Origin of the sequence: Pseudomonas sp. 8 R 14 (assembly GCF_900005955.1) — a bacterium.
In the GTDB taxonomy this organism is placed as follows: Bacteria; Pseudomonadota; Gammaproteobacteria; order Pseudomonadales; family Pseudomonadaceae; genus Aquipseudomonas; species Aquipseudomonas marginalis.
Map to the genome: position 1 here is coordinate 219269 of NZ_CVTH01000058.1, position 22842 is coordinate 242110.

A 22842-nucleotide genomic window follows, 5' to 3' on the forward strand; every position below is an offset into this window, starting at 1 on the left:
ACGAGCTTCGCGAGCAAGCTCGCTCCTACAGGTGAACAGTCAGCCTCTGAGCAACCGCGCCAGGCCAACCGTCAGCGGGGTCGGCTCAGGTAGCTTGAAGCTGGCCAGCAAACGCTGGTTATTCGCCCGCGAATGCCGAATGTCTCCCGAGCGTGCCGGGCCGTAAGTCACGGCAGGCAACGTACCAATGGCCTTTTCCAGTGCCTGCAGCACCTGCTTGAGGGTAGTCGTGCGGTTCCAGCCGACGTTGATCGCCCCCAACGGCGCGTCCGGGGCTTCGATGGCCTGCACCAGCACGTCCACCAGGTCTTCCACGTACATGAAGTCGCGGGTCTGCTCGCCATCGCCGAACACGGCAATCGGCAGGCCTTGCTGAGCCCGTTCGCTGAAGATGCTGATCACGCCGGAGTACGGCGATGACGGATCCTGGCGCGGGCCGAAGATATTGAAGAAGCGGAAAATCACCGGCTCCAGGCCATGCTGGCGCCGGTAGAAGTCGAAGTAATGCTCGCCGGCCAACTTGTCCGAGGCATAGGGCGTCAACGGCGCCTTGGTGGTCTCTTCGTCAATGGAAGCGCCTTCGCCGTTGTTGCCATACACCGCCGCGCTGGAAGCGAATACCACCCGCTTCACACCGGCTTTGCGCATGGCTTCGCAGACATTCAGGGTACCGACGAAATTGCTCTGGTGCGTGCTGACCGGGTCATCCACCGAAGCCTGCACCGAAGCTACCGCCGCCAGGTGCACCACCGCCGTCGCGCCGACAGCGGCACGCGCCACCAGCCCGGCATCGGCGACATCCCCCTCGAGCAGCTCGACGCGCGGGTTGTCCAGCGGCAGGTTGCTGCGTTTGCCCGTGGACAAGTTATCCAGCACTCGCACTGCGTAGCCCTTGGCAAGCAGCGCGTCGACCAGGTGCGAGCCAATAAAGCCCGCGCCACCGGTGATCAGGACCAACGGATCAGCCTTACTCATTGTTGCGGATCTTCTCGACAATGGCGGTGGTCGAGCTGTTCTCAACCAGGCCCAGCACTTTTACCTTGCCGCCGTAGGCACTGACGATGTCGGCACCGACCACCTGGTCGACGGAGTAGTCGCCGCCCTTGACCAGCACGTCCGGCTTGACCTGGGCCAGCAGGTTTTCCGGGGTGGCTTCAGGGAAGCTGATCACCCAATCCACCGCGCCCAACCCGGCCAATACCGCCATGCGTCGGTCGACGCTGTTGATCGGACGGCCAGGGCCTTTCAGGCGGCTGACCGACGCGTCATCGTTGACCGCGACGATCAGCCGATCACCTTGGGCGCGAGCCTGCTCCAGGTAGGTCACATGGCCGGCGTGCAGGATGTCGAAACAGCCATTGGTGAACACAATGCTTTCGTTGTGGGCACGGGCATCGTCAATCGCCAGCAGCAATTGCTCGATGCTCAGCACACCACGTTCCGAACCTTCGGAGCGCTGGATCGCACGGCGCAGTTCAGGCGCGCTGATCGCGGCAGTACCCAGCTTGCCGACCACAATGCCCGCCGCCAGGTTGGCCAGGGCCACGGCGTGGGGCAACTCTTCGCCGGCCGCAATGGAGGCCGCCAGGGTGGAAATCACGGTGTCACCGGCACCGGTGACGTCAAACACTTCACGGGCACGCGCCGGCAGGTGCATCGCCGGGTGACCGGGACGCAGCAGGGTCATGCCGTGCTCGCCACGGGTCACCAGCAAGGCGCCGAGGTCAAGGTCGGCCATAAGTGCCGCGCCTTTGCTCACCAGGTCGTGCTCATCGGCGCAACCGCCGACGATGGCTTCGAACTCGCTGAGGTTCGGTGTGATCAGGCTGGCACCTCGATAAATCGAGAAGTCCTTGCCCTTGGGATCGGCCAGTACCGGAATGTTCCGCGCCTTGGCGGCCTGGATCAGTTCCTGGTGGTTCTTCAGGGCGCCTTTGCCGTAGTCGGACAACACCAGCACCTTGATACCTTCGAGCAACGCGTCGACCTGGCCACTGAGAGCCAGGGCGTCGGTGGCGAAGGGTTCTTCGAAATCGATACGCAGCAATTGCTGGTGACGGCTCATCACCCTCAGCTTGACGATGGTCGGCTGATGGGCAATGCGCTGGAACAGCGCGCGCACGCCGGCGCCGCGCAGGCTGTTGGCCAGGCTGTCGGCGGCTTCGTCGTCGCCGGTCACACCGACCAGGGAGGCCGGGGCGCCGAGGGCGGCAATATTGAGGGCAACGTTGGCAGCGCCACCTGGACGGTCTTCGATTTGCTCGACCTTGACTACCGGTACCGGCGCCTCAGGGGAAATCCGTGAGGTACCGCCATGCCAGTAACGGTCGAGCATGACATCGCCGACCACCAAGACAGGGGCTTGATCGAATCGCGGCATGGACAACTTCATGGAGCAACCCACATACAAAATGAACAGGGGCGCGATATTAGCACAGGGTGAGCGCCGCCTAGTTCGAGAGCTTTATCCGCGATGCATCAGGCACTGAAACTGATCACTTTTTAAACAGTGCCGCCAGGATCTGCTCCACGGCTTCGGCCAACTCAACCTCATCGGTATTGATTTCGCAGTCGGCCGTAAGCGGTGCCTCATAGGGGCTGTCCAACCCGGTGAAGGCCTTGATGCGCCCCTCCAGTGCGGCGCGGTACAAGCCCTTGGGATCGCGCCGGGCACATACGTCAAAGGGCGTGCAGACATAAATCTCAAAGAACTGCTCCGGCCCGAACAGCGCCCTGGCGCGCGCCCGATCGACGCTGAACGGCGAGATCGCCGACACAATGACAATCAAGCCGGCGTCCACCATCAGGCGCGCCACTTCGCCGATACGCCGGATATTTTCCTTGCGCGCCGCGTCGCTCATGCCCAGGTCATTGCACAGCCCCGCGCGCAAGTTATCGCCATCAAGCACGAAGGTGTGCCGCCCCTGCTCGTTGAGTTGCACCTCCAGGGCATTGGCCAGGGTCGACTTGCCGGACCCGGACAGCCCCGTCAGCCATACGCAGCAGGGCTGCTGATGCTTGAGCGCCGCCCGTGCGGCCACGGACAGCGATAGGGAAAAGGGACGGATGGCAGCGCCACCGCCGGTCAGCAACTGGCTATTCATAACCCAACACCTCGTAGTCACGTTGATAGGCACGCCTGACCAATCGGCGCGTGCGCGAGGAGCAAAAGTCCCTGACCGCCTCGTGGCGACGCCCCAGGGAAACATTCAGATGTGGCAGGGATGAGTCCACGCCGAGGCGTTCGCACAGGTGCAGGAAGTCTTGCTGCAAAGACTCCTGGCGCCCGAGGAAGTCCATGGCCATCTGGCCCATGTGATCGACCAGGAAGTCGGTCTGGGGAGCAAAGTGCAATTGACGTCGCAGGTTATCCGGGTGCAGCCAGCCGGCAATGAAATGGTCGAAGTCGCGGTAGCTGGAAACGAGCGACTGGGCTTGCAGGTCGCGAGCGCCCATAGGGTTGCCGCGCAAGTAGGTATAGGCCGAGTAAGCGCGCTCCAGCGGGTCGCGTACGAAAGCGAATTTGAAGCTGCGCTCGCAGTGTTGGGGAAATTGCTGCTCATACCAGTAATACGGCAGATGCCCCGGCCAGCGCCCCTCGAGAAGTGCCGAGCACACGCTGCTGCCGGCGCATTTGGGCACATGGATAAACACGCACTGGTGTCGTTCGAAAGCCGGGTTAAGCGTTGCTACCCCAGACAGGGATTTGTTCACCGCCTGGCGATCCACCACCGACAAACGCCCCAGCAGAAACACCCTCTGGTGTTTGGGAAGCAGCTTCCACAGTAGACGTTGCAACATTCCAATACCCACGCAAGAAGGTTAGCCCTCTCGTTCGTCATTCGAATCGAGAAGGCCAACATAACAAACGACAAGCGCTGGATTATTTGGCTTTGGTCAAGCCCTGTAACGGGCCTGATACAAACACCGGGGCGCATTGCGCGCCCCGGCTGGTCAGGTGATGTTTGCCGTGGCCGGCTCGTCCAGCCCCATGGCGTGCAGGCGCGAGTAATAGCCGCCCATGGCCAGCAGTTCGAGATGTGTCCCGCGCTCGACAATTTCGCCGTGGTCCATCACCAGAATCAGGTCGGCTTTCTCGATGGTGGACAAACGGTGCGCAATCACCAGGGTGGTGCGACCTTTCATGACCTTGTCCAGTGCAGCCTGGATATGCCGCTCGGACTCGGTATCCAGGGCCGAAGTGGCCTCATCGAGGATCAGCAGCGGGGCATTTTTCAGCAGGGCCCGGGCGATCGCCAGGCGCTGACGTTGACCACCGGAAAGCAGCACGCCATTTTCACCGACTTCGGTGTCCAGGCCTTTTGGCAGCTCGGAGATGAAGTCCATGGCGTAGGCGTCGGCGGCGGCTTTCTCGATGTCGGCACGGGGTGCATCGGCCAGGTCGCCGTAGGCGATGTTGTTGGCCACGGTGTCGTTGAACAAGGTCACATGCTGGGTCACCTGGGCCACGTGACGACGCAGGTTACGCAGGCGGTAGTCTTCGATCTCGACCTCGTCCAGCAGGATTTCCCCGGTTTCATGATGGTAGAAACGCGGGATCAGGCTAGCCAGGGTCGACTTGCCGCTGCCCGAGCGGCCGACCAGGGCGATCATCTGCCCAGGGGCTGCGCTGAAGCTGATGTTCTTGAGCACCTCACGCTCCGTACCCGGGTAGGTGAAACTCAGGTTGCGCACGTCCAGGCGACCGCTGACGCGATCACGCTCCACAGTGCCGCTGTCGACTTCGGGTTCTTCATCCAGTTGTTCGAAGATGCTCTCGGCACCGGCCACGCCTTTCTGGATCGTCGAGCTGACTTCCGACAGCTGGCGAATCGGCTTGGGCAGCAGGCCCGCCGCAGTAATGTAGGCCACCAGGTCACCCGCCGTGGCTTCACCGCGCAACAGCAGCACCAGGAACATCAACGCGGCCATGGCCGTGTAGATCACCAGTTGCAGCATCGGCGTATAGACCGCACCGGTCTTGTTCATGCGCAGCTGCTTGTCGGTATTGCCCTGGCTGGCGGCGGCAAAGCGACGCTCCTCGTAGCTTTCGCCACCGAAGCTGCGCACCACGCGGTAACCCTGGATGGTTTCCGAAGCGACGTGCGTCACATCGCCCATTGCCACCTGGATCTTCTTGCTCTGCTTGCGGAATTTCTTGCTGGTGCTGCCGACCATGATCGCGATCAGCGGCAGGATCGCCAGCATCACGAGGGTCAGCTTCCAGTTCATCCACAGCAGGTAGCCGAACAGGAACACCACCGTCAGGCCTTCGCGGATCACCACCTTGATTGCATCGGTGGCCGCACCGGTGACCATGGTCACGTTGAAGGTGATACGGGAAATCAGGTGCCCGGAGTTGTGGGTATCGAAATAGCGGTTAGGCAACACCAGCAGCTTGTTGAACAACTGGACCCGCAGGTCATGCACCAGCCCCAGGGAAACCTTGGCCAGGTAGTAGTTGCCCAGGAACGACCCCAGCCCCTGCCACGCGGCGATCAGGATGATCAGCAGCGGCACGGCCATCAGCAACTTCAGGTCCTTGAACAACGGGATATTGGGCAGGAACACCACATCGGGGTTGCTCAAGCCATCGACGAAGTACTTGAGAATCCCGGCGAGCATTGGCTGGGTCGAAGCGAAGATCACGAAGCCCACGATACTCAGCAGGAACATGCCGAGGTACGGTTTCACATAGCCCAGCAGCCGGAAATAGATTTTCAGGCTGGATTCCTGGTCCGCTTTGGGCGGTGCGTCACTCATGTGTCGAGCTCACTGATTGGGTAGGACGCGAACTTTATCACACGCGTCGGGTTTGGCCCGAGCCCAGACCAAAACACTGGCCAGGGCAATCGGCAGCCAGGAGATAAACCACTCGGCCCGCGGCGTGCCGGTCAGGCTGGCGGCATCGAATTGCATGGCCAGGAACGAAAACACCCACATGCCGATGATGCCCTTGCCATAGAGCGTGTCGCGGGCCTTCCAGGCCTGCCACAGCACACCGAACCACAGGCCGCACCACAGCAGCAGGCCGGGCAGGCCCAACTCGATGCTCACGTGGGTGAACAGGTTGTGGGAGTGATCGAAAAAGAGGTTATCGGCAAATACCTTGTAGTCCCCGCCCAGCCCCAGGCCGGTCCACGGGCGCTCACTGATCATCTGCACAGCGGCCATGAAGATCTGCGGTCGGTAAGACACACCCCGGGCCAGCACCAGGGACTGCATGGCGAAGAACACCGCCAGCGCCGCGATGACCGCACCAATGGCAATCACCGTGCTACGGCGGTCACGGCACCAGGCCGGCATTGCCACGACAGTCAGCAACAACGCCAGTGCGGCGCCGCGGCTTTGACTCAGCACCACGAACAACCCAAGCAACGCGATGGACACTGCCCATGCCACCTGCATCCAGCGACCGCGCGGCAGCCAGTGCAGCAACCACACGGCGGCCAGGCCGATCACATAGGCACCCAGGATCGGATGGCTCAACTGGCCCAGGCCTTCGAGGCGCGCATACCAGTCGTTATGCTCAAAGCCATAAAATTTGATGATCGCCAGGAGCGACGACAGGGCCAGGCCGAAACCACCCCATTGCATCACGCGGATCACCTGCTCGGTCCGGCCACAGGCGAGTACCGGGAAAAACAGCAGGAACACGCCGATGTACAGCAGACGCTTGGCTTCGCGCGAAGGGTCCTCGGCATTGGTCCACGTCAGGCTGATCGCCCCCCAAGCTGCCAGCAACCCGACCATCACGCAGAGCCAGCGCTGTTCGCGCCAGACCTCCATGAGACGCTCACGGGCCGACCAGGCAAACACCATCGCCGGCAACCACAGGAACAGCGTCAAACCCTGTTGATAAATCTTATTGGTCGGGGCAAAAGCAATCGCCAGCAAAAACCAAAGTAACCCGAAAATCATCCATACCTGCGCCCAACGACTTGCTTGCATCACCCGCTCCTGAATACGTTCAACCCGCCAACCCGGCATGGTTAAAACCCAAAACTTTCGGCATTATTACCGATCACTGTGCCCGCGACTCCCACAAGGCTTTCCGACGATGCAATGTTCAAGGCTTTCCCAAGCCGATTTAACCGCGATGATTGAAGGTGCCAGAATCCTGGAACAGGACAGCTACGGGCCCAAAGTCTACCTGCTGACCGACGGGAACATCCTCAAGCTGTTTCGCCGCAAGCGCCTGCTGTCGTCCGCGCTGTTCCGCCCGTACTCCAAGCGTTTCATCGACAACGTGGCGCAGTTGCAACAACGGGGCATCCCGACCCTGACCGTGCTCGCGTTCTTTCAACTGACGGCGCCCGGCATGACCGCCGTACTCTACCGCCCCTTGCCGGGCGAAACGCTGCGCCAGATTTCCAACCGTGAAGGCTTTGACTGGCACACCAACCTCGACCCGCTGGTGGCCCTTATTCGCCGCCTGCATGGCGCGGGCATCTACTTCCGTTCGTTGCACCTGGGCAATATTGTCGTGACACCGGACAATGAAATGGGCCTGATCGACGTGGCCGACATGCGTTTCCTGCGCGCGCCCCTGAACCCGGAACTGGCAAGGCGCAACCTGCAACACTTCGCCCGCTATATTGCGCGCGAGAAGCTGAACGAACACTTTCCAATGCAAGCACTGGAGCAAGCGCTGCTAGCGGCATGAGAACAGCCGCCGGGTGGTTTCAGTGAAATCGTTCCAGGCCTGCTCCGGCGCCAACGCCCGCGATTGAGCCTCGACAACCTGCACGCCTGAACTCACGAACGCGCGTGCCAGGAGTTGCCCCCAGGACGTGGCGCTGTCTACGGGCGCGTACCAGCCGGCATCACCCAGTTGTTCGCGGAACACTGCCAGCTCGCTGGTCAGTACAGGCACGCCGGCCATCACCGCCTCTTGCAGGATCAACCCCAGGCCCTCTTCCGTCGACGGAATGGCGACCCAGTCAAACGCCCGATAAAGGGTCGCCGCCTCAGGAAGATGCCCCGGCAGGTACACCTTGTCGCGCAAGCCAAGCGCCTCGATACGCGCCTCAAGCCTGGGCCTCGCCGGCCCCTCGCCGATGATCACCAGGCGCGCATCCGGCCGATCGGCCGTCGCACTGGCAAAGGCCTCCAGCAAACAGCCAAACCCCTTGCCGTCGACCAGTCGACCTACCGCCCCCACTGCCGGCGAGCCATCCAACGGCAGCCCCAGGCGGGATCGAGCCGGCTCACGGGCAAGCGCGGCGGCACGAAACACAGCAGGATCGAAGGCACTGCGCAGCACCGCCACGGGCCGTTGCAGGTAACGCTCAAGGGAGCCGGCGAGGGTTTGCGACACGGCCGCCAGCGTCAGTTGCGACGCAGGGAGTTGCTCGAAGAGCTTGCGATCAGCTTTGCGCAAGCGCGTGACGCCATGAAAAATCACCACGGCCCGCACCTGCGGCAGGTGCTTGAGCACCGGTAAAAGCACTCGCGCGACACCGATGCCATCTAGCAGTACAACCTGCACATCCTCAGGCAGGGCCTTCTGGAAGCGCGCACGCATCCAGGGCATCAGCCACTTCCACAGGTGCCGCCCCTTGAGCCTGGCGGATGAGAGGTTCCACTCGACGGCCTGTTCGACCAGGCCATCGCTGCCAGCGGCGCTGCCCTGAAGCAACCAGGTGTGCACCGGTACATCGCTGTCGGCCTGGGCCAGTATTTGCTGATGAACCTTCTGCACCGAAGCGAATGCAGAGCCACCAGCCCACATGATGTTGAGAATACTCATCGAAAAAACCTTATGCGGCGTTGGTGTGGCTCGTCGTATTTACTGGCGGATCAACCAACCGATGCCGACCCCCAGGATCAGCATGAGCACCAGCTTGACCCGCTCTCGCCGCTTGCGCCGCGCCTTGGTCAAGCGCTCTTCCGCCGTCGCCACATGCAAACCGAAACCGGTGTGCAAGACCGCATCGCCCTCCAGGGTGACGGCGCCCAGGTTCAGCTGCGCGTAACGCCTGGAAAGCCCTTTCTCACCCTCGAACCCGGCATAGGGCGCACATAACCGGTATTCCTTGATACGTCGCAGCCCCGGGTTCAGCGAGAACCCTTGCCACTCAGGCTTGTCGGACAGCAAGGAATAACAAGGTACCCCGCCAATCACCTCGCGCGGCCCCAGATGAATATAGGGGCTGTGCACCTGCAAGTCGTAAACGTAATTGCGCAACCAGACTTGGAGAATATCGGGACGCTGCTCCAGCACTGTCTTCGAATCCTCGACAAAACCGGGTCGATAAAACGCCCAGTCATCTTCGCAATGGAATATGTACGGGGTCTTGACCGACCCGTAGGCCAAGTCGATGGATGCCAATTGCCCCAGCTTCGGGCGGTTGATCAGGAACGTGCAATGGCCGAGCCAATGCTCGGGAATCGCCAGGCGTACCGCGTCATCGCCAGAGTCTTCGGTAATGAAGACTTCGCGGATGGCCGCTGTATTGAACAGATCGAAGCTCGCGAGCGTGCGCTTCAGCAAATCGAAGCGACCACAACTGGTCACGACGAGCGTTATATCGCTTTGAGCGGAGAATTGCATTCAAGCCTCGATAATATCATAAGGCCACCAAGCGCGGCCACCTGGCAGATATCAAACGCCTAGTTTCAAGCGCAGCGTTTCCAGCAAACTCAACGGTGCCCGGGGCCGCAGCGGCGGCTTCAGCGCCTCGACAATGCGCTGGCCGATGCGCGCAAAGCTGAACTGGCTGACCGCGAGGTCCTGCCCGTTGCGCGCAATCTCGGCCGCCAGTTGAGGATTGGATCGCAATGCAGCGAGTTTTTCCTGCAACTGGGGAATGTCTTTATAGAACACCACATTGACCATGTCCTTGAAGCCAAGGGCCTGGTTTTCCCCGGCACCCTGGTCAAACGCCAGCAGCACACAACCACAGGCCATGGCTTCGAAGTTCTTGATCATATACTCGCCCATGCCCACGTCGGCACTGACGAAAAAACGAATCCGGTTGAGGGTTGCGCAGTATTCCTCACCGGATTTGGTGCGCGTAACCACCAAAGGTTCAACGCGGGCCAACTCATCGAGCAATGCCTTGCGACCACTGTAGGCCACGCTGTTGGTGCTGCCGACAAATGCCAGCTCAATGTCGCGCTCCAATCCCTGGGCCTGCAACAGCGCCTGATCGTAGCCCTTGGGCACGAACACCGCATCGAAGCCTTCGGCGCGCAGGCGCTCGGTCACCATATGCCCCGAACTGATGACCCGCACCCACGGCAAGCGACGGTAATGGGCACTGAACTTGCCCGTGTACTTGCAGGGAATGTAGTTCTGGTAGGCATCGTGTTCGAGGATCACCAGGTTCGGGATCGTACGGATAAAGCCGGCCTGGCGAATCTCCTGCTTGAACCGCAGGAAGAACACGATGCGGTCATAACGGCTCACGTCGACTTCACGCTTGAAGTAACCGCGCAGGTTGCGCTGCTCAGCACTGCTCAGCCAGCGGGTATCACACTCGCAGTGCTCGGCAATGCCTTCGTACAGGCGATCGAGAATCGCGCGCTGTTCTTTCTGTACCAGAAACAAAACTTTCATGACCTTCCCTTTCACAACTGCCGTCACAAACGCCAGAACAACTCATGCCGTCGTACGGCCTTGCGGAAAAACTCGTTCTCACCATAAGGCGACCGCGCCCGTCCCGCCAAGACCCGTTGCAGCCAGCGCCGCACACGACGCTTGAACGGCGGGGCGGGTTGCAGGTCATGCATCATGCCCAGCGCCATGGCCTTGTCGCGCTGCCGGGCCGGCGACAGCGACAGGCTGCACGGCCACAGTTCCAGCGCGTCATCGAACAGCGGCGGCAAGGCAATACCGGTGCCCGCGTCGCCCATGGGCCAGCGGTCGTTGTCATGCAGGTGGTTGGCGTAGCCGAGCACGGTGGTCGGCTGCCACTCCAAACCTTGCAAGGCTTCGATCACCGCTTGCTGCGCACAGATGTGGTCCGGATGAGGATCCAGGACCGGATGGGGCAAGACGATCACTTCAGGGCGTGCGGTCAGCAGCAACTGACGCAGATCGGCGAGCAGGTTTTGCCAGGTCGGCAGGCCATCGGCATCCGCCGGCAACGGGAAAGGGTTGAATTGGCGGAACAGGCGGGTATCCGACAGGTCGGCCTCGCGCGAAGCGATCGGCTGATCAGGCGCAGCGCGCATCGCCGGCAGTTGCAGGCAGAAGTAACCCAGCTGCACACAGTGTGCCTGTGGTACGCCGGCCCAAAGCGGCACGGCAATGCTGTCCCAGGCACGCAGGCGCCCTTTGGTCCGCGCGGCATCGACCAGATCCAGGCCCATGCGCTGATAGTGCTCGGCTTCGATTTCACCGGCGGTAAGGGTCACGATCCACGGCTTTTCGGCCTGGCTGTAAAGGCCGAAGGCAGCCAATTCGGCATCGTCGGCATGAGGCGCGATAACCATGACCCGCTGCGCCGAATAATCCGGCGTACCCCAGGCCCACAGCCGAGGAGCGCCCTGCAGGCTGCAAAAGCGCCCGCGTAAACGCAACTCACCGGACATCAGGGCCGGCGCCCAGCCACTGAGGTTCAGGTAGCGAACGCCATTCACCCCGCGCTCGAAGGCCTGTCGGTCAGTGCTCTCTCCGCCCAGAATCTCAATGGCCGGATCCAGGAAGCGTCCCAACCAACCACTCTTGACCTTGATAGCCAATACCAGGGTCGCCTCGGCTTGCAGCGGCGAATCCACCCGCAGCCGGTCACCGTCGAAGCGAACCCCGGCCACCTCGGCATCCGTCGAAAACCGGTATCGGTAGTCTTCGTTGGGCGCATAAAACAGATGGTCGGCAAACCATGCCTCGTGGGCGATCCAGGCCAGCACACCGAGCGCCAACGGCAGCCACCACGCCACCCAGATACCAATCACCACCAGCAGCAGCAAGCCGATCAGCAAGCCGACCCGTTTGTTGCGCCGATGGCGCTTGAGCAATTGCTGTTTGCGGCTCATACGGTCAGCACCGGCACAGGGTTGCACCAACGGTCCTTGTACTCGCGGTCGGCACGCCCGAAGGAGAAACGCAGCGGCTTGCCGACTTCACGTGCCTGTTCCCAGGCGCCCTGGGTATTGAGGAAGCTCAGGACACTCCCCGGGCTGAACGCCCGGGTTTCAGGGTCGACGCCACCGTTGACGTACTCCACGCTGATCCACTCCGGCGACTCGACCCGGTACACCAACTGGACCGCGATGGGCGCATCATTGAGGAAGATCACCGAACCGATCAGCCATTCGCGCAGCAGCTCGATCACCTCGGCCATGCGTTCGGCGCCGGTGGCGACAAAGCCCCAGCGACGCAGGAACAGGTCGCAGTAGATCGCCGCCAGCTCCTCGCTGGAAAACTCGCTCACCGGTCGCACCACCCCACCGGCCTCTTCGAGCAAGCGCAGTTCGCGACGCTGGTTGTAGCGAAACTTCTTCGACAGTTCTTCCGGGGTGCGGGCCATGGCCAACTGTTCGGCCTGGGGCTTGAGGCCGCTGAAACGGCCTTCATTCAGGGCCGACAAATAGCGTGCACGGTGCCGCAAGGGCGCCTGGGCTGCAGGCGCGGCGGGCAGGATCAACTCGGCGTTGCCCAGGTCGAACAGGCCTTTTTTGCCGCGCTGCTTGAGCACATCCTTGGACAAGGCCAGGTCGCGCCCCCAGGTCGCGATGCAGGCTTGAAGCTCGCCGCCCTGCTCCCAGGCCAGGTAACGCACCGGGATGTCGGCCAGCCCGGCCAGACGTTCGATCACTTGTGGGTGGGTCGCGACACTGCCGCCAAAACGCTGCCAGGCATCGCTGTAGACCGGCGCATCGACGACGGACCAGCCACGCTCGCGCCAGCCTTGGAATCGATTGAGCATCAAGCCCCCGCGGTCAGTTCAATAACGTGTGGCAATTGCCAGAAGGTATCGCGTACCGCCTGATCCGAGAAACGCTCGCGCAGGCGCTCCAGCATCATTTCGGCGCACTGCCGTTGCTGGTGTTGATCCATTGCTGCCAGATGCCGCAGCCCCTGGGCAAGGTGTTCGGCATCGCCGAAGGGAAACAGGATACCCACGCCCTCGACCACCTCCTTCGCACCGCCACAGGCCGTGGCCAGCAACGGGACGCCGGCCGCCATGGCTTCCAGCAGCACCATGCCAAAGGGTTCATGGTCGGAGCTCAGGGCAAACACATCGAATGCCCGGAAGTACCGACGCGCATCCGGCACCTGGCCGAGGAACAGCACCTTGTCGGCAATGCCCAGCTCCCGTGCGAGGGCCTTGAGGTCCTGCTCCAAGCGCCCGCTGCCGAGGATCGCCAGGCGGCTTTCGGCCGGCAAGTGCGCCAGCGCCTGGGCAAAGCCCTTGAGCAGTGTGGCCTGGTCCTTGTCCGGGTGCAGGCGGCCGACATTGCCGACCACCCATTCGTCCGGCGACAACCCCAACGCGTCGCGCGCCTCATGTGCAGGCACCTGTGTGGCCTGCAAGGCGTCGACGTCGATGCGGTTGTACAACGTCTGGATGCGTGCCGCCGGCCAGGTCGGCAGGCAACGGCGCAGATCGTCACGCACCGCGTCGGAAACCCCCAGCAGGCTCAGACGCTTGCGGAAGATCCCGGCAAACAGCCTGCGACTGCGACGCTGATAGTCACCAAAGGCGTGATGCACGCCAATCACCGGCAGCCGTGTGCCGAGCAAGGCGATGTAGATCGGCTTGAAACGGTGCGCGATACAAAAACTGAAGTTGCGCGACGCGGCGATCTTGCGCAGTTCACGAATGGCACCCAGCTTCAGGCCACGAATGGCCTTGGAGCTGAATTCCATGAACAACACTTCATCGGACGCACAACCGGCGGCCACGTGCGGGTCGGCGACCCCGGTGAGAAACACCGTGGTCACCTTGTAGCCGGAGCCTGCGAACAAACTGGCGTACTGCCGCGCGCAGTCCAGGAATGGCCCGTCATAGCCATGGCAGAACTGCAGGACGTGGCGTTCAGCCGAGCGCGTCATAAGGGTCCACGCCGTCCTTGACGACCAGGATGTCTTCCATGATCAGGTACTGCAGGTCGGAGCCGAAGAACATGTTCAGCGCGTCGGTCGGCGAGCAGATCATCGCTTCGCCACGACGGTTGAGCGAGGTGTTCAGGGACACGCCGTTGCCGGTCAGTACTTCCAGCTCTTTCATCATGTCGTAGTAGCGCGGGTTGTATTCGCGCTTGAGCACCTGGGCGCGGGAGGTGCCGTCTTCATGCACCACTTCCGGCACGCGGGTCTTCCACTCTTCCGACACTTCAAAGGTGAAGGTCATGAACGGCGCCGGGTGATCGACCTTGATCATCTGCGGGGCCACGGTGTCGAGCATCGACGGGCAGAAAGGCCTCCAGCGCTCGCGGAACTTGATCTGGTGGTTGATACGGTCGGCCACGCCGGTCGCACTTGGGCAACCGATGATCGAACGACCGCCCAAGGCACGCGGGCCAAACTCCATGCGGCCCTGGAACCAGGCCACCGGGTTGCCGTCGACCATGATCTTGGCAATGCGCTTGGGCATGTTCTCGATCCTGCGCCAGTTCGGCTTGCTCTCGTGCTTGGCGCAGGCGGCGATCACGTCTTCGTTGCTGTAGGACGGGCCGAGGTAGACGTGTTCCATCTTCTCCACCGGTACACCACGAGCGTGGGACACGTAGGCGGCGGCACCGACGGCGGTGCCGGCATCGCCGGACGCCGGCTGCACGAACAGCTCTTTCACGTCGTCACGGGCAATGATCTTCTGGTTCAGCTTGACGTTCAGCGCGCAGCCGCCGGCGAAGGCCAGCTTGCCGGTGTCCTTGAGGATATCGCCCAGGTAATGGTCGATCATCTGCAAGGCCAGCTTTTCAAACAGCGCCTGCATGCTGGCGGCGTAGTGAATGTACGGCTCGTCGGCGATGTCGCCTTCGCGCTTGGGGCCCAGCCACTCGATCAGTTTCGGCGAGAAGTAGAAGCCCTTGCCCTTCTCTTTATAACGGCGCAGGCCAATGACGTTGGCGTAGTCGGTGTTGATCACCAGCTCGCCGTTTTCAAACGAGGCCAGGCGCGAGAAGTCGTACTTGCTGGCATCGCCGTACGGCGCCATGCCCATGACCTTGAACTCGCCGTCGAGCATCTCGAAACCGAGGAACTCGGTGATCGCGCCGTACAGGCCGCCGAGGGAGTCCGGATCGTAGAATTCCTTGATCTTGTGGATCTTGCCGTTTTCGCCGTAGCCGAAGAACGTGGTGGCGTACTCACCCTTGCCGTCGATGCCGAGGATCGCGGTCTTCTCCTGGAAGCCGGAGCAGTGGTAGGCGCTGGACGCGTGGGCCAGGTGGTGTTCAACCGGTTCGATCTTGATTTTCTTCGGGTCGAAGCCCAGTTGCTCCAGGCACCAGACGATCTTGTTGCGATAGCGCTTGTAGCGACGGTTGCCCATCAGGATCGCGTCAAGTGCGCGGTCCGGGGCGTACCAGTAACGCTTGGCGTAGTGCCAGCGCGCCTCGCCGAACAGGCTGATCGGGGCGAACGGGATCGCCACCACATCAACGTCGGAAGGCTTGATGCCGGCCTGTTCCAGGCAGAACTTCGCCGACTCGTAGGGCATGCGGTTCTTTGCATGTTTGTCGCGTACGAAGCGCTCTTCTTCGGCGGCCGCGATCAGCTTGCCGTCGATATACAAGGCTGCGGAAGGATCATGGCTAAGGGCGCCGGACAGGCCAAGAATCGTCAATGCCACAGGGGTCTAGCCTCTTTTAGTCTGCATGCAGGCGGGTTGCGCCTGAAAAAAGTGTGCTTCCCGCCTGGGCAGGAAACAGCTAAAGGGCGGGATTATAGCTCAAAAGCAGTGGGAAGCTGTTAGCGGCAAGAGTCGCCTGCACCATCGCCGTGTGTGCAGTGCGAGCGCGCTGATGGGTCGCGTAGCCGAATTCCAGAATGATAAAAATCTTCCCAGTCACTAAACTCGCGCCCTTTTGCGCGTTTACACCCTAAGCGCCACGGATTCCGGCTGACTCATGACCCCTCTCGCTCGCTTCAACCTGTTGCTGCCCGGCCTGCTCGCCCTGTGCGGCGTCGCCCAGGCTGATGACCCCGCGCTGATCCTCGACCCCAGCGTCGTCACCGGCTCGCGCAGCGCCAGCCCGACCTTCGACCTGCCCTACTCGGTGGACGGCATCAGTCGCGAGCAGATCAGCGACGGCCAATTGGGCATCAACGCCTCCGAAGCCCTGGCCCGCGTGCCCGGCCTGGTGGTGCAGAACCGCCAGAACTATGCCCAGGACCTGCAGATTTCCTCCCGTGGCTTCGGCGCCCGCTCGGCCTTCGGTGTGCGCGGCATCAAGCTGATCGCCGACGGCATCCCCGCCAGCACCCCGGACGGCCAGGGCCAGGCCGCCACGTTCAACCTCGACACCGCCGAGCGTATCGAAGTGCTGCGCGGCCCGGCCGCCACCCTGTATGGCAGCAATGCCGGCGGCGTGATCCAGATGTTTTCCCGCGATGGCGAAGGCCCGCCACGCATCGGCGCCGAAACCCTGGTGGGCAGCGACGGCCTGAACAAGAACCACCTGAGCGCCGAAGGCGCGGCAAACGGCGCAGGCTTTGTACTCGACGCCTCGCGCATGGATACCAACGGCTACCGCGACCACAGCAGCGCCCGTCGCGACCAGACCTTCGCCAAGCTCAATGTCCAACCGGATGACGACAGCAGGCTGGCGCTGATCTACAGCAGCCTGGAGCAGAACGGTACCCAGGACCCACTGGGGCAAACCTGGGACGCCTACAAGGCCGACCCGCGTTCGGTGAGCAGCAATGCGCTGACGTACAACACACGCAAAAGTATCGATCATCAGCAATTGGGCATGAATTATGAACGGTACTTCGGCGATGCGACGCTGCAGGTGAACGGGTATACCGGGCGGCGGAGTGTGGTTCAGTATCTGTCGATCCCGGACAGGTTCGGCAGTGGCGCCGCCAATCCGGCTAACGCTCGCGGCGGTGTGGTAGCTTTCGACCGCAAGTTCTATGGCGGCTCCCTCCATTGGTTGCAACCTATCACCAGCGCACCCGGCGAGCTGACCCTGATCACCGGCCTCGACTACGACCGCAGCCAGGATGATCGCCAAGGTTATTCCAACACCGTCAATGGGGTGCATGGTGTCAAAGGGGCCTTGGGCCGCGATGAAATCGATACCGCCACCAGCCTCGACCCGTTCGTGCAAGCCAACTGGCTGCTGGGTGACTGGACCCTGCAAGCCGGCCTGCGCCACAGCACCATGGAAATGGACGTAGACGATCACTTCCTCAGCGACGGCAACGACAGCGGCAGCAAGACCTACCAGAAGAACACGCCGTCGATCAGCGTCATGTACGCCTTCACACCTGACTTGCACGGTTATGTAAGCGCGGGCAAAGGTTTCGAAACCCCAACCCAGGCCGAGTCCGCGTATTCCAGCACGGCGAACGGCTTCAACTTTGCGCTCAAGCCATCGGTCAGCCAACAGTATGAAGTTGGCCTGAAAGCTCGCATTGGCCAGGACACCCGCGTGAATGCGGCCCTCTTTCAGATCACCACCGAGGACGAACTGGTAGTGCAGCAATCCAGCGGAGGGCGCACCACTTACCAAAACGCCGGCCGCACCCTGCGTCGCGGCTTCGAACTGGGCATCGAAAACCAACTCGCCGAACACTGGAGCACCAACCTCGCCTACACGCGCCTGCAAGCCACCTATGACAGCGACTTCACCAGCGGCACAACTGCCGTCGACAAAGGCAACTACCTCCCCGGAGTGCCGCAAACCACGCTGTTCGCCGAGCTGAACTGGAAACCCCGGGACTGGGTCAGTACCGCAGTCGAAGGCCTGTACCGCAGCAAGGTCTACGTCGAAGACACCAACAGCCAACACGCCGCGCCGGGCTACAGCGTGTTCAACTGGCGCGCACGGTTCGAGCAGAAGGTCGAACACTGGACCTTCCACCAGACCCTGCGCCTGGATAACCTGCTGGACCGCCAGTACGTCGGTTCGGTGATCGTCGGCGACGGCAATGGCCGCTACTACGAAGCGGCGCCTGGGCGCTCCTGGTATGCCGGGGCGGGTGCCGAGTATCAATTCTGAACGCACCACACCTTCAATGTGGGAGGCCCCGCGCTGTCGCGCAGCAAACCGGAACCCCTGTGGCAAGCCCGCTCACCACCGGAATGCGGGCGCCTGAAATTGTTTATGCCCTAAGGGGAGTTTGCTCATGCCCCCAAGCGTCGGATGGAGTCCAGCTTTGGGGTGCAACACTAGACGCGCTCCAGCATCCGCCGACTGGCGAAACTGAAGCTCAGCACGATAAAGATCAGCACCCCGGTCGCCACCTGCTGCCAGTAGAAATTCCAGCCGATCAGCAGCAGCCCGTTGGCGATCACGTTGATAAACAACACGCCCAGCAGGGTCCCCGGAACATTCGCCCGTCCCTGTCGACTCAAGGTGGTGCCGATAAACACCGCGCCAATCGCATTGAGCAAAAACGCGTTACCGGACAGCGGCACATAGGCGCTGACTGTCGAGCTGAGCAACACGCCGGCCACCCCACAGGCCAGGGAGGTTGCCAGGGCCACGATGGTGACGATGCGCCGCACCGATAACCCCGAGTAATACGCCAGCAGCGGCTGGGTGCCCTGGGCCAGCAACTCACGGCCCAGGCGTCCGCGCGCCAGGGCCAGGCCGTAGAACAGCGCCAGCCCCACTACCACCAGCAGCGGTGTCAGCCCCATGAGTTGAGGCTTCAAGCCTTGGCTGATATAGATCGGCTGGCCGCCGTCCGAGAGCAGTTGCTGGGCGCTGGTGCCGATAAACAACGTGCCAAGGGTGGCCAGGAACGGACTGATGCGCAGCCCGGCAATCAGGCCGGCATTGACCAGCCCCACCAGCAGCGCCGCCGCCAGCGCGCCCGTGGCCGCCACCGCCCAGCCATGGCCGCCATTGAGCAGCACCACAAAGCTGAAACTGGCAAAGTCCAGCGCCGTGCCCACCGACAGGTCGATGCCACCGGCCGCCACCGCGTAGGTCATGCCGATGGCGACAATCGCCAGCAGCACGAAGTTGTTCAGCACCAGGCTTTGCAGGTTGCCTGCGCTGAGGAAGCCCGGCGCTTGCAGCGCAAACACCACGACAATCAGGGTGAACACCAGTGGCAATGTCAGCGGCAATACTGCGCGTGCGCTCATGCCGTCGCCCCTCGGTTCAATGCACTGGACGCCGCGACGACCAGCAAGATCAACATGCCCTGCACACCATTGACCCAGAAGCTGGAGAGGTTAAGCAGTTGAAAGCCATTGATCAGAAAACCAATCAACAGCGCCGCCAGCAACGTCCCCGGAATGCTCGCCACCAACCGGCGGGAAAACACCACGCCGAGAAAGGCGATCGCCACCACCGACAGCAGCATGTCGCCGGAGCCGGTGGTGCTGCCGCTGAAGAACGCAGCCGAACACAGCGCAGCCACGGCGGCGCACAGACCGGACAGCAGATAGCTCGACAACACGTAGACGGGCACACCAATGCCCGCCGCTTCGGCCGCCTGGGGGTATTCGCCCACCGCATGCAGGCGCAGCCCATAGGCCGAGTGCTGAATCAGCAGCGTCAGCACGCCCGCCGTCACCAGCAGTACCCAGGCCAGGGCCGGTACGCCCAACCAGGCGCCGCCACTGAGCAGGTCCAACAGCGGCGAGTCCGTGGAGACCACCGTGTTCTCCGTCAGCACCAACTCCAGCCCGGCCAGTACATTCATGCTCGCCAGGGTCGCCAGCAACGGCGGCAAACGCAGCACCACCACGGCCAGCCCATTCAGCAAGCCGACCGCCAAACCGCAGCCCAGGGTCAGCAGCAACGTCAACCCGAGATCCAGGCCGGCATTATTGAGGCGGCTGAATACCGCCGCGCACAAGCCCAGGTTGGCCGCCAGCGACAGGTCCAGCCCTCCAGCCACCACGTTCGAACCGCCGCCGATAATCACGCAGGTGAGCCCGAAGGCCAGCACGCCGAGGATCGCCGACTGGCTGAACACATTGGCCAGATTACCCACCGACAGAAAATTCGGCGCAGCCACGGCAAACCCCATCAGGATCGCCACAAAAACCCCCACCGACCCACGGCGCAGCACCAGCACCCACAATCGCTGCGATAACCCAGGCGTCGCCGCTTCAAGCATGTTCCACCTCTCGAGCGCTTAAAGCCGCAGCAGCCACGGCCCCCGTCGCACAGGCCAGCAACTGATCGCTGTCCGCCTCCCCGGCACGGAATTCACCGGCGATCTCACCCCGATGCAGCACCAGGATTCGGTCACTGATCCCCAACAACTCCGGCAAATCCGACGACAACACCAGCACCGCCGCGCCCTCTTCCACCAAGCGTCCGATCAAGCGATATATCTCTACTTTGGCACCCACATCCACGCCCACACAGGGCTCATCCAACAGGTACACCGCCGAGCGGCGGCTCAGCCATTTCCCCAGGGCGACCTTCTGCTGGTTGCCACCACTGAGCTGGCTGACCGCCACTTGGGGCCCAGGCGCCTTGATCGCCAATTCGTCGATCAGCCGCAGGCTTTCCGCCTGCTCCTTGCGGCGGCTCAACAAGCCCCAGCGGCTGAACCGCCCGAGCCCCGCCAGCGTCAGGTTTTCCAGCACCGAAAGCACTGGCGAAATCCCCTGGCTGCGCCGCTCTTCCGGCACCAGCGCAATGCCCTCGGCAATCGCCTGGGCCGGCGAACGCAGGCGCAGCAAACGCCCGTCCAGATGCACACTGCCGCTGTCGGCGCGCTCGACACCGAAGAGTGTCTTGAACAACTCCTTGGCTCCCGAGCCGACCAGCCCGGTCAGGCCGACGATTTCTCCGCGCCGCACGTCCAGATCGATCTGCCGATAGCGCCGCGCCAGGCTCAACCCGCGTACCTGCAACAGCGGCGCTCCCAGTGCAACCTTGGCCTTGGGGTACATCTCCTGCACCTCGCGATTGACCATCAGCCGCGCAATCTCGGCGCTGGACGTATGCCGGGGCTGCACCACCGCCACGTCCCGACCATTGCGCAGCACCGTGACTTCATCGCACAGACTGTCGATTTCCTGCAGGTAATGGGAGATGTACAGGATGGATAAACCCTGGTCGCGCAGGCGCTTGACGATGCGCAGCAACTGGTCGACCTCGCGCTTGACCAACGCCACGCTGGGCTCGTCGAACACCAGGATCTTCGGCTGGCGAATCAACGCCCGGGTGATTTGCAGCACCTGGCGTTCGGCGCTGTTCAGCTCGCTCACCAGCGCACCGGCGGGCAATTGCAGATCAAAATATTCCGCCAGCAAGCGCTCGGCTTCACGTTGCTGCCGACGTCGATCCACAAAGGGCCCGCGCCGCAATTCATGCCCGAAAAACAGCGCCTCGCCCACGGTAAAACTGGCGGGCAACAGACGCTCCTGATGGATGAACTGCACGCCCAGCGCATCCACCTGACGCGGTGACAAGGCGGCGTACGACTGGCCATCGATACTCACCTGCCCCGCGTCCGCCTTGTGGATGCCGGCCAGGATCTTGATCAAGGTCGACTTGCCCGCACCGTTCTCCCCCACCAGGCCGTGGATGCTGCCGCGTTCGACTTTAAGGCTTGCGTCATCCAGCGCCAGGGTGGCGCCAAAGCGTTTATGCAAGTGTTGCAGGACCAATGCCGGCATCAGTCACCCCGCAGTTGCTGAACCTGGTCCAGGTTGGCCGCGGTGGTCAGCAGCGTGGCCACATGGGTTTCCTTGGGCAGGTCTCGTTGCCCGGCAAGGTAGCGCGCCACGTTCTGCACAGCGGTCTTGCCGATCAACGCCGGCTGCTGCGCCACCACCGCCCCCACCGGCGAATTTGCCTGGCCGAGCAGCGCCAGCACTTCCGGCGTACCGTCGACGCCGTAAGTCTTGATCTCGGTGCGCCTGGCATCGATCAGCGCCTTGCTCGCGCCCAACTGCGGAATGTCCCACGCCGACCAGATCGCCGAGACGCTGCCCGCCGGGTACTTGTTGAGCAGCGCCGAGACTTGGGAATAAGCATCCTGCACGGTGTTGGGGATCACGTCGCGAAGCTCCGGCTGGATGATTTCCAGCTGGGGGTAATCCTTGAGCGCCAGCTTCAACTGGTCATAACGGATCGCACACACCGGCACGCCGTAGAAACCGTTGAACACCAGGATCTTGCCTTTGCCGCCGGCGTCCTTGATCAATTGTTCGGCCAACGCCTTGCCGGTGGCGACGTTGTCGGAGGTGGTGTTGTTGAGGCTGTACTGGGACGGTGCATCGATGGTGAACAGCGGGATGCCAGCCTTGCTGATGCGCTTGAGCCAGGGATCGATCACGCTGAGGGTGCCGAGGGTCTGGATCACGGCGTCGGGCTTCTGGGTGACCACGGTTTGCAGCTGGGTCACCAGGTTCTTGTCGTTACGCCCGGCATCGAGGGTGATCGGCGTGCCGCCCAGGCGCTTGATCTCATCGACCTGGGCCTGGAACGCCTTGATATCGAAATAGTGACTGGTGCCGGTCATGCTCACGGCAATGCGCTTGCCGGCCAGGGACGGCACAGCCTCATCGCCCTCGGCGGCCTGGACACCGACGACATGGCCCAGCAACAGCGCGGCGCCAAGGCAGATCAAACGGGAAAGCGAGGAAAGGCTGGAAGGCATACAGGGCTCCGCTGCGACGGGTGAAAGGGTTCACCAAGAGGCATTGCAGAGCCCGTGCCAGGTTTTTTATTACATCAAATCAAGGGGATAACGTTTGCGGGTTAAGGCGGGCTGTCGTTCTGGGCCAACAACTG

The 22842-nt window shown here is 62.3% G+C and carries 19 protein-coding genes; 2 read left to right on the forward strand and 17 right to left on the reverse strand.

The window, feature by feature from the left end; translation table 11 throughout:
• Nucleotides 1–39 precede the first annotated feature (39 nt).
• The 6 genes from BFQ01_RS13480 to BFQ01_RS13505 all read right to left on the reverse strand — a co-directional run bounded on the left by BFQ01_RS13480 (nucleotide 40) and on the right by BFQ01_RS13505 (nucleotide 6951).
• On the reverse strand, nucleotides 40–975 hold the full coding sequence (locus BFQ01_RS13480; RefSeq protein ID WP_065925650.1) for an NAD-dependent epimerase/dehydratase family protein: 936 nt from the start codon (nucleotides 973–975) through the stop codon (nucleotides 40–42).
• Nucleotides 968–2392: a bifunctional D-glycero-beta-D-manno-heptose-7-phosphate kinase/D-glycero-beta-D-manno-heptose 1-phosphate adenylyltransferase HldE gene (hldE, locus tag BFQ01_RS13485; RefSeq protein WP_065925651.1), complete on the reverse strand. Its 1425-nt coding sequence runs from the start codon at nucleotides 2390–2392 to the stop codon at nucleotides 968–970. The genes BFQ01_RS13480 and hldE overlap by 8 nt, the downstream gene beginning before the upstream one ends.
• Nucleotides 2393–2495: 103 nt before the next feature.
• Nucleotides 2496–3104: an adenylyl-sulfate kinase gene (cysC, locus tag BFQ01_RS13490; protein WP_065925652.1), complete on the reverse strand. Its 609-nt coding sequence runs from the start codon at nucleotides 3102–3104 to the stop codon at nucleotides 2496–2498.
• On the reverse strand, nucleotides 3097–3801 hold the full coding sequence (locus BFQ01_RS13495) for a sulfotransferase family 2 domain-containing protein (protein WP_065925653.1): 705 nt from the start codon (nucleotides 3799–3801) through the stop codon (nucleotides 3097–3099). Before BFQ01_RS13495 ends, cysC begins: the two co-directional genes overlap by 8 nt.
• Nucleotides 3802–3954: 153 nt before the next feature.
• The gene (msbA, locus tag BFQ01_RS13500; RefSeq protein WP_065925654.1) at nucleotides 3955–5763 is read right to left on the reverse strand and encodes a lipid A export permease/ATP-binding protein MsbA; all 1809 of its coding nucleotides are present in this window, start codon (nucleotides 5761–5763) and stop codon (nucleotides 3955–3957) included.
• A gap of 9 nt (nucleotides 5764–5772) precedes the next feature.
• Nucleotides 5773–6951: an O-antigen ligase family protein gene (locus BFQ01_RS13505; protein WP_027604936.1), complete on the reverse strand. Its 1179-nt coding sequence runs from the start codon at nucleotides 6949–6951 to the stop codon at nucleotides 5773–5775.
• Between the two features lie 148 nt (nucleotides 6952–7099).
• Between BFQ01_RS13505 and BFQ01_RS13510 the strand changes: the two genes are divergently transcribed.
• The gene (locus tag BFQ01_RS13510; protein ID WP_027604937.1) at nucleotides 7100–7666 is read left to right on the forward strand and encodes a hypothetical protein; all 567 of its coding nucleotides are present in this window, start codon (nucleotides 7100–7102) and stop codon (nucleotides 7664–7666) included.
• Here BFQ01_RS13510 and BFQ01_RS13515 read toward each other — a convergent pair.
• The 7 genes from BFQ01_RS13515 to BFQ01_RS13545 are packed head-to-tail and all read right to left on the reverse strand — an operon-like array spanning nucleotide 7655 to nucleotide 15749.
• Entirely contained in the window at nucleotides 7655–8752 is a 1098-nt protein-coding gene (locus BFQ01_RS13515; RefSeq protein WP_065925655.1) for a glycosyltransferase, read from the reverse strand. The two genes, BFQ01_RS13510 and BFQ01_RS13515, sit on opposite strands and share 12 nt — an antisense overlap.
• Before the next feature lie 39 nt (nucleotides 8753–8791).
• Entirely contained in the window at nucleotides 8792–9556 is a 765-nt protein-coding gene (locus tag BFQ01_RS13520) for a hypothetical protein (protein WP_027604939.1), read from the reverse strand.
• A gap of 51 nt (nucleotides 9557–9607) precedes the next feature.
• Nucleotides 9608–10564, reverse strand: coding sequence for a glycosyltransferase family protein (locus BFQ01_RS13525; RefSeq protein WP_065925656.1), 957 nt, complete (start codon nucleotides 10562–10564; stop codon nucleotides 9608–9610).
• Nucleotides 10565–10587: 23 nt separating this feature from the next.
• Nucleotides 10588–11985, reverse strand: coding sequence for a PIG-L deacetylase family protein (locus tag BFQ01_RS13530; RefSeq protein ID WP_065925657.1), 1398 nt, complete (start codon nucleotides 11983–11985; stop codon nucleotides 10588–10590).
• A complete protein-coding gene (locus tag BFQ01_RS13535; RefSeq protein WP_065925658.1) occupies nucleotides 11982–12878 on the reverse strand; it encodes a GNAT family N-acetyltransferase in 897 nt (298 codons plus the stop codon). Before BFQ01_RS13535 ends, BFQ01_RS13530 begins: the two co-directional genes overlap by 4 nt.
• A complete protein-coding gene (locus BFQ01_RS13540; RefSeq protein WP_065925659.1) occupies nucleotides 12878–14008 on the reverse strand; it encodes a glycosyltransferase in 1131 nt (376 codons plus the stop codon). The genes BFQ01_RS13535 and BFQ01_RS13540 overlap by 1 nt, the downstream gene beginning before the upstream one ends.
• Nucleotides 13992–15749, reverse strand: a complete 1758-nt coding sequence (locus BFQ01_RS13545; protein WP_027604944.1) for a carbamoyltransferase family protein — start codon at nucleotides 15747–15749, stop codon at nucleotides 13992–13994. Before BFQ01_RS13545 ends, BFQ01_RS13540 begins: the two co-directional genes overlap by 17 nt.
• A 277-nt stretch (nucleotides 15750–16026) precedes the next feature.
• Here BFQ01_RS13545 and BFQ01_RS13550 point away from each other — a divergent pair, with 277 nt between their 5' ends.
• A complete protein-coding gene (locus tag BFQ01_RS13550) occupies nucleotides 16027–18126 on the forward strand; it encodes a TonB-dependent receptor family protein (protein WP_065925660.1) in 2100 nt (699 codons plus the stop codon).
• A 170-nt stretch (nucleotides 18127–18296) separates the two neighbouring features.
• Here the strand turns inward: BFQ01_RS13550 and BFQ01_RS13555 are convergent, their stop codons facing one another.
• From BFQ01_RS13555 to BFQ01_RS13570, 4 genes are read right to left on the reverse strand one after another with little or no spacing between them, the layout of a single operon-like run.
• On the reverse strand, nucleotides 18297–19223 hold the full coding sequence (locus BFQ01_RS13555) for an ABC transporter permease (RefSeq protein WP_065925661.1): 927 nt from the start codon (nucleotides 19221–19223) through the stop codon (nucleotides 18297–18299).
• Nucleotides 19220–20206 (reverse strand): ABC transporter permease, encoded by a 987-nt coding sequence (locus tag BFQ01_RS13560; RefSeq protein ID WP_065925662.1) that lies wholly within the window; start codon nucleotides 20204–20206, stop codon nucleotides 19220–19222. Before BFQ01_RS13560 ends, BFQ01_RS13555 begins: the two co-directional genes overlap by 4 nt.
• The gene (locus BFQ01_RS13565) at nucleotides 20199–21722 is read right to left on the reverse strand and encodes a sugar ABC transporter ATP-binding protein (RefSeq protein WP_065925663.1); all 1524 of its coding nucleotides are present in this window, start codon (nucleotides 21720–21722) and stop codon (nucleotides 20199–20201) included. Before BFQ01_RS13565 ends, BFQ01_RS13560 begins: the two co-directional genes overlap by 8 nt.
• Nucleotides 21722–22708 carry a sugar ABC transporter substrate-binding protein gene (locus BFQ01_RS13570; RefSeq protein WP_065925664.1) on the reverse strand — a complete coding sequence of 329 codons (987 nt, stop codon included), beginning with the start codon at nucleotides 22706–22708 and terminating at the stop codon, nucleotides 21722–21724. Before BFQ01_RS13570 ends, BFQ01_RS13565 begins: the two co-directional genes overlap by 1 nt.
• Nucleotides 22709–22842 lie beyond the last annotated feature (134 nt).

Excerpts from the sequence above, each read along its gene's own strand:
- BFQ01_RS13480 (WP_065925650.1), bottom strand. The coding sequence starts at position 975 with ATGAGTAAGGCTGATCCGTTGGTCCTGATCACCGGTGGCGCGGGCTTT.
- hldE (WP_065925651.1), bottom strand. The coding sequence starts at position 2,392 with ATGAAGTTGTCCATGCCGCGATTCGATCAAGCCCCTGTCTTGGTGGTC.
- cysC (WP_065925652.1), bottom strand. The coding sequence starts at position 3,104 with ATGAATAGCCAGTTGCTGACCGGCGGTGGCGCTGCCATCCGTCCCTTT.
- BFQ01_RS13495 (WP_065925653.1), bottom strand. The coding sequence starts at position 3,801 with ATGTTGCAACGTCTACTGTGGAAGCTGCTTCCCAAACACCAGAGGGTG.
- msbA (WP_065925654.1), bottom strand. The coding sequence starts at position 5,763 with ATGAGTGACGCACCGCCCAAAGCGGACCAGGAATCCAGCCTGAAAATC.
- BFQ01_RS13505 (WP_027604936.1), bottom strand. The coding sequence starts at position 6,951 with ATGCAAGCAAGTCGTTGGGCGCAGGTATGGATGATTTTCGGGTTACTT.
- BFQ01_RS13510 (WP_027604937.1), top strand. The coding sequence starts at position 7,100 with ATGATTGAAGGTGCCAGAATCCTGGAACAGGACAGCTACGGGCCCAAA.
- BFQ01_RS13515 (WP_065925655.1), bottom strand. The coding sequence starts at position 8,752 with ATGAGTATTCTCAACATCATGTGGGCTGGTGGCTCTGCATTCGCTTCG.
- BFQ01_RS13520 (WP_027604939.1), bottom strand. The coding sequence starts at position 9,556 with ATGCAATTCTCCGCTCAAAGCGATATAACGCTCGTCGTGACCAGTTGT.
- BFQ01_RS13525 (WP_065925656.1), bottom strand. The coding sequence starts at position 10,564 with ATGAAAGTTTTGTTTCTGGTACAGAAAGAACAGCGCGCGATTCTCGAT.
- BFQ01_RS13530 (WP_065925657.1), bottom strand. The coding sequence starts at position 11,985 with ATGAGCCGCAAACAGCAATTGCTCAAGCGCCATCGGCGCAACAAACGG.
- BFQ01_RS13535 (WP_065925658.1), bottom strand. The coding sequence starts at position 12,878 with ATGCTCAATCGATTCCAAGGCTGGCGCGAGCGTGGCTGGTCCGTCGTC.
- BFQ01_RS13540 (WP_065925659.1), bottom strand. The coding sequence starts at position 14,008 with ATGACGCGCTCGGCTGAACGCCACGTCCTGCAGTTCTGCCATGGCTAT.
- BFQ01_RS13550 (WP_065925660.1), top strand. The coding sequence starts at position 16,027 with ATGACCCCTCTCGCTCGCTTCAACCTGTTGCTGCCCGGCCTGCTCGCC.
- BFQ01_RS13555 (WP_065925661.1), bottom strand. The coding sequence starts at position 19,223 with ATGAGCGCACGCGCAGTATTGCCGCTGACATTGCCACTGGTGTTCACC.
- BFQ01_RS13560 (WP_065925662.1), bottom strand. The coding sequence starts at position 20,206 with ATGCTTGAAGCGGCGACGCCTGGGTTATCGCAGCGATTGTGGGTGCTG.
- BFQ01_RS13565 (WP_065925663.1), bottom strand. The coding sequence starts at position 21,722 with ATGCCGGCATTGGTCCTGCAACACTTGCATAAACGCTTTGGCGCCACC.
- BFQ01_RS13570 (WP_065925664.1), bottom strand. The coding sequence starts at position 22,708 with ATGCCTTCCAGCCTTTCCTCGCTTTCCCGTTTGATCTGCCTTGGCGCC.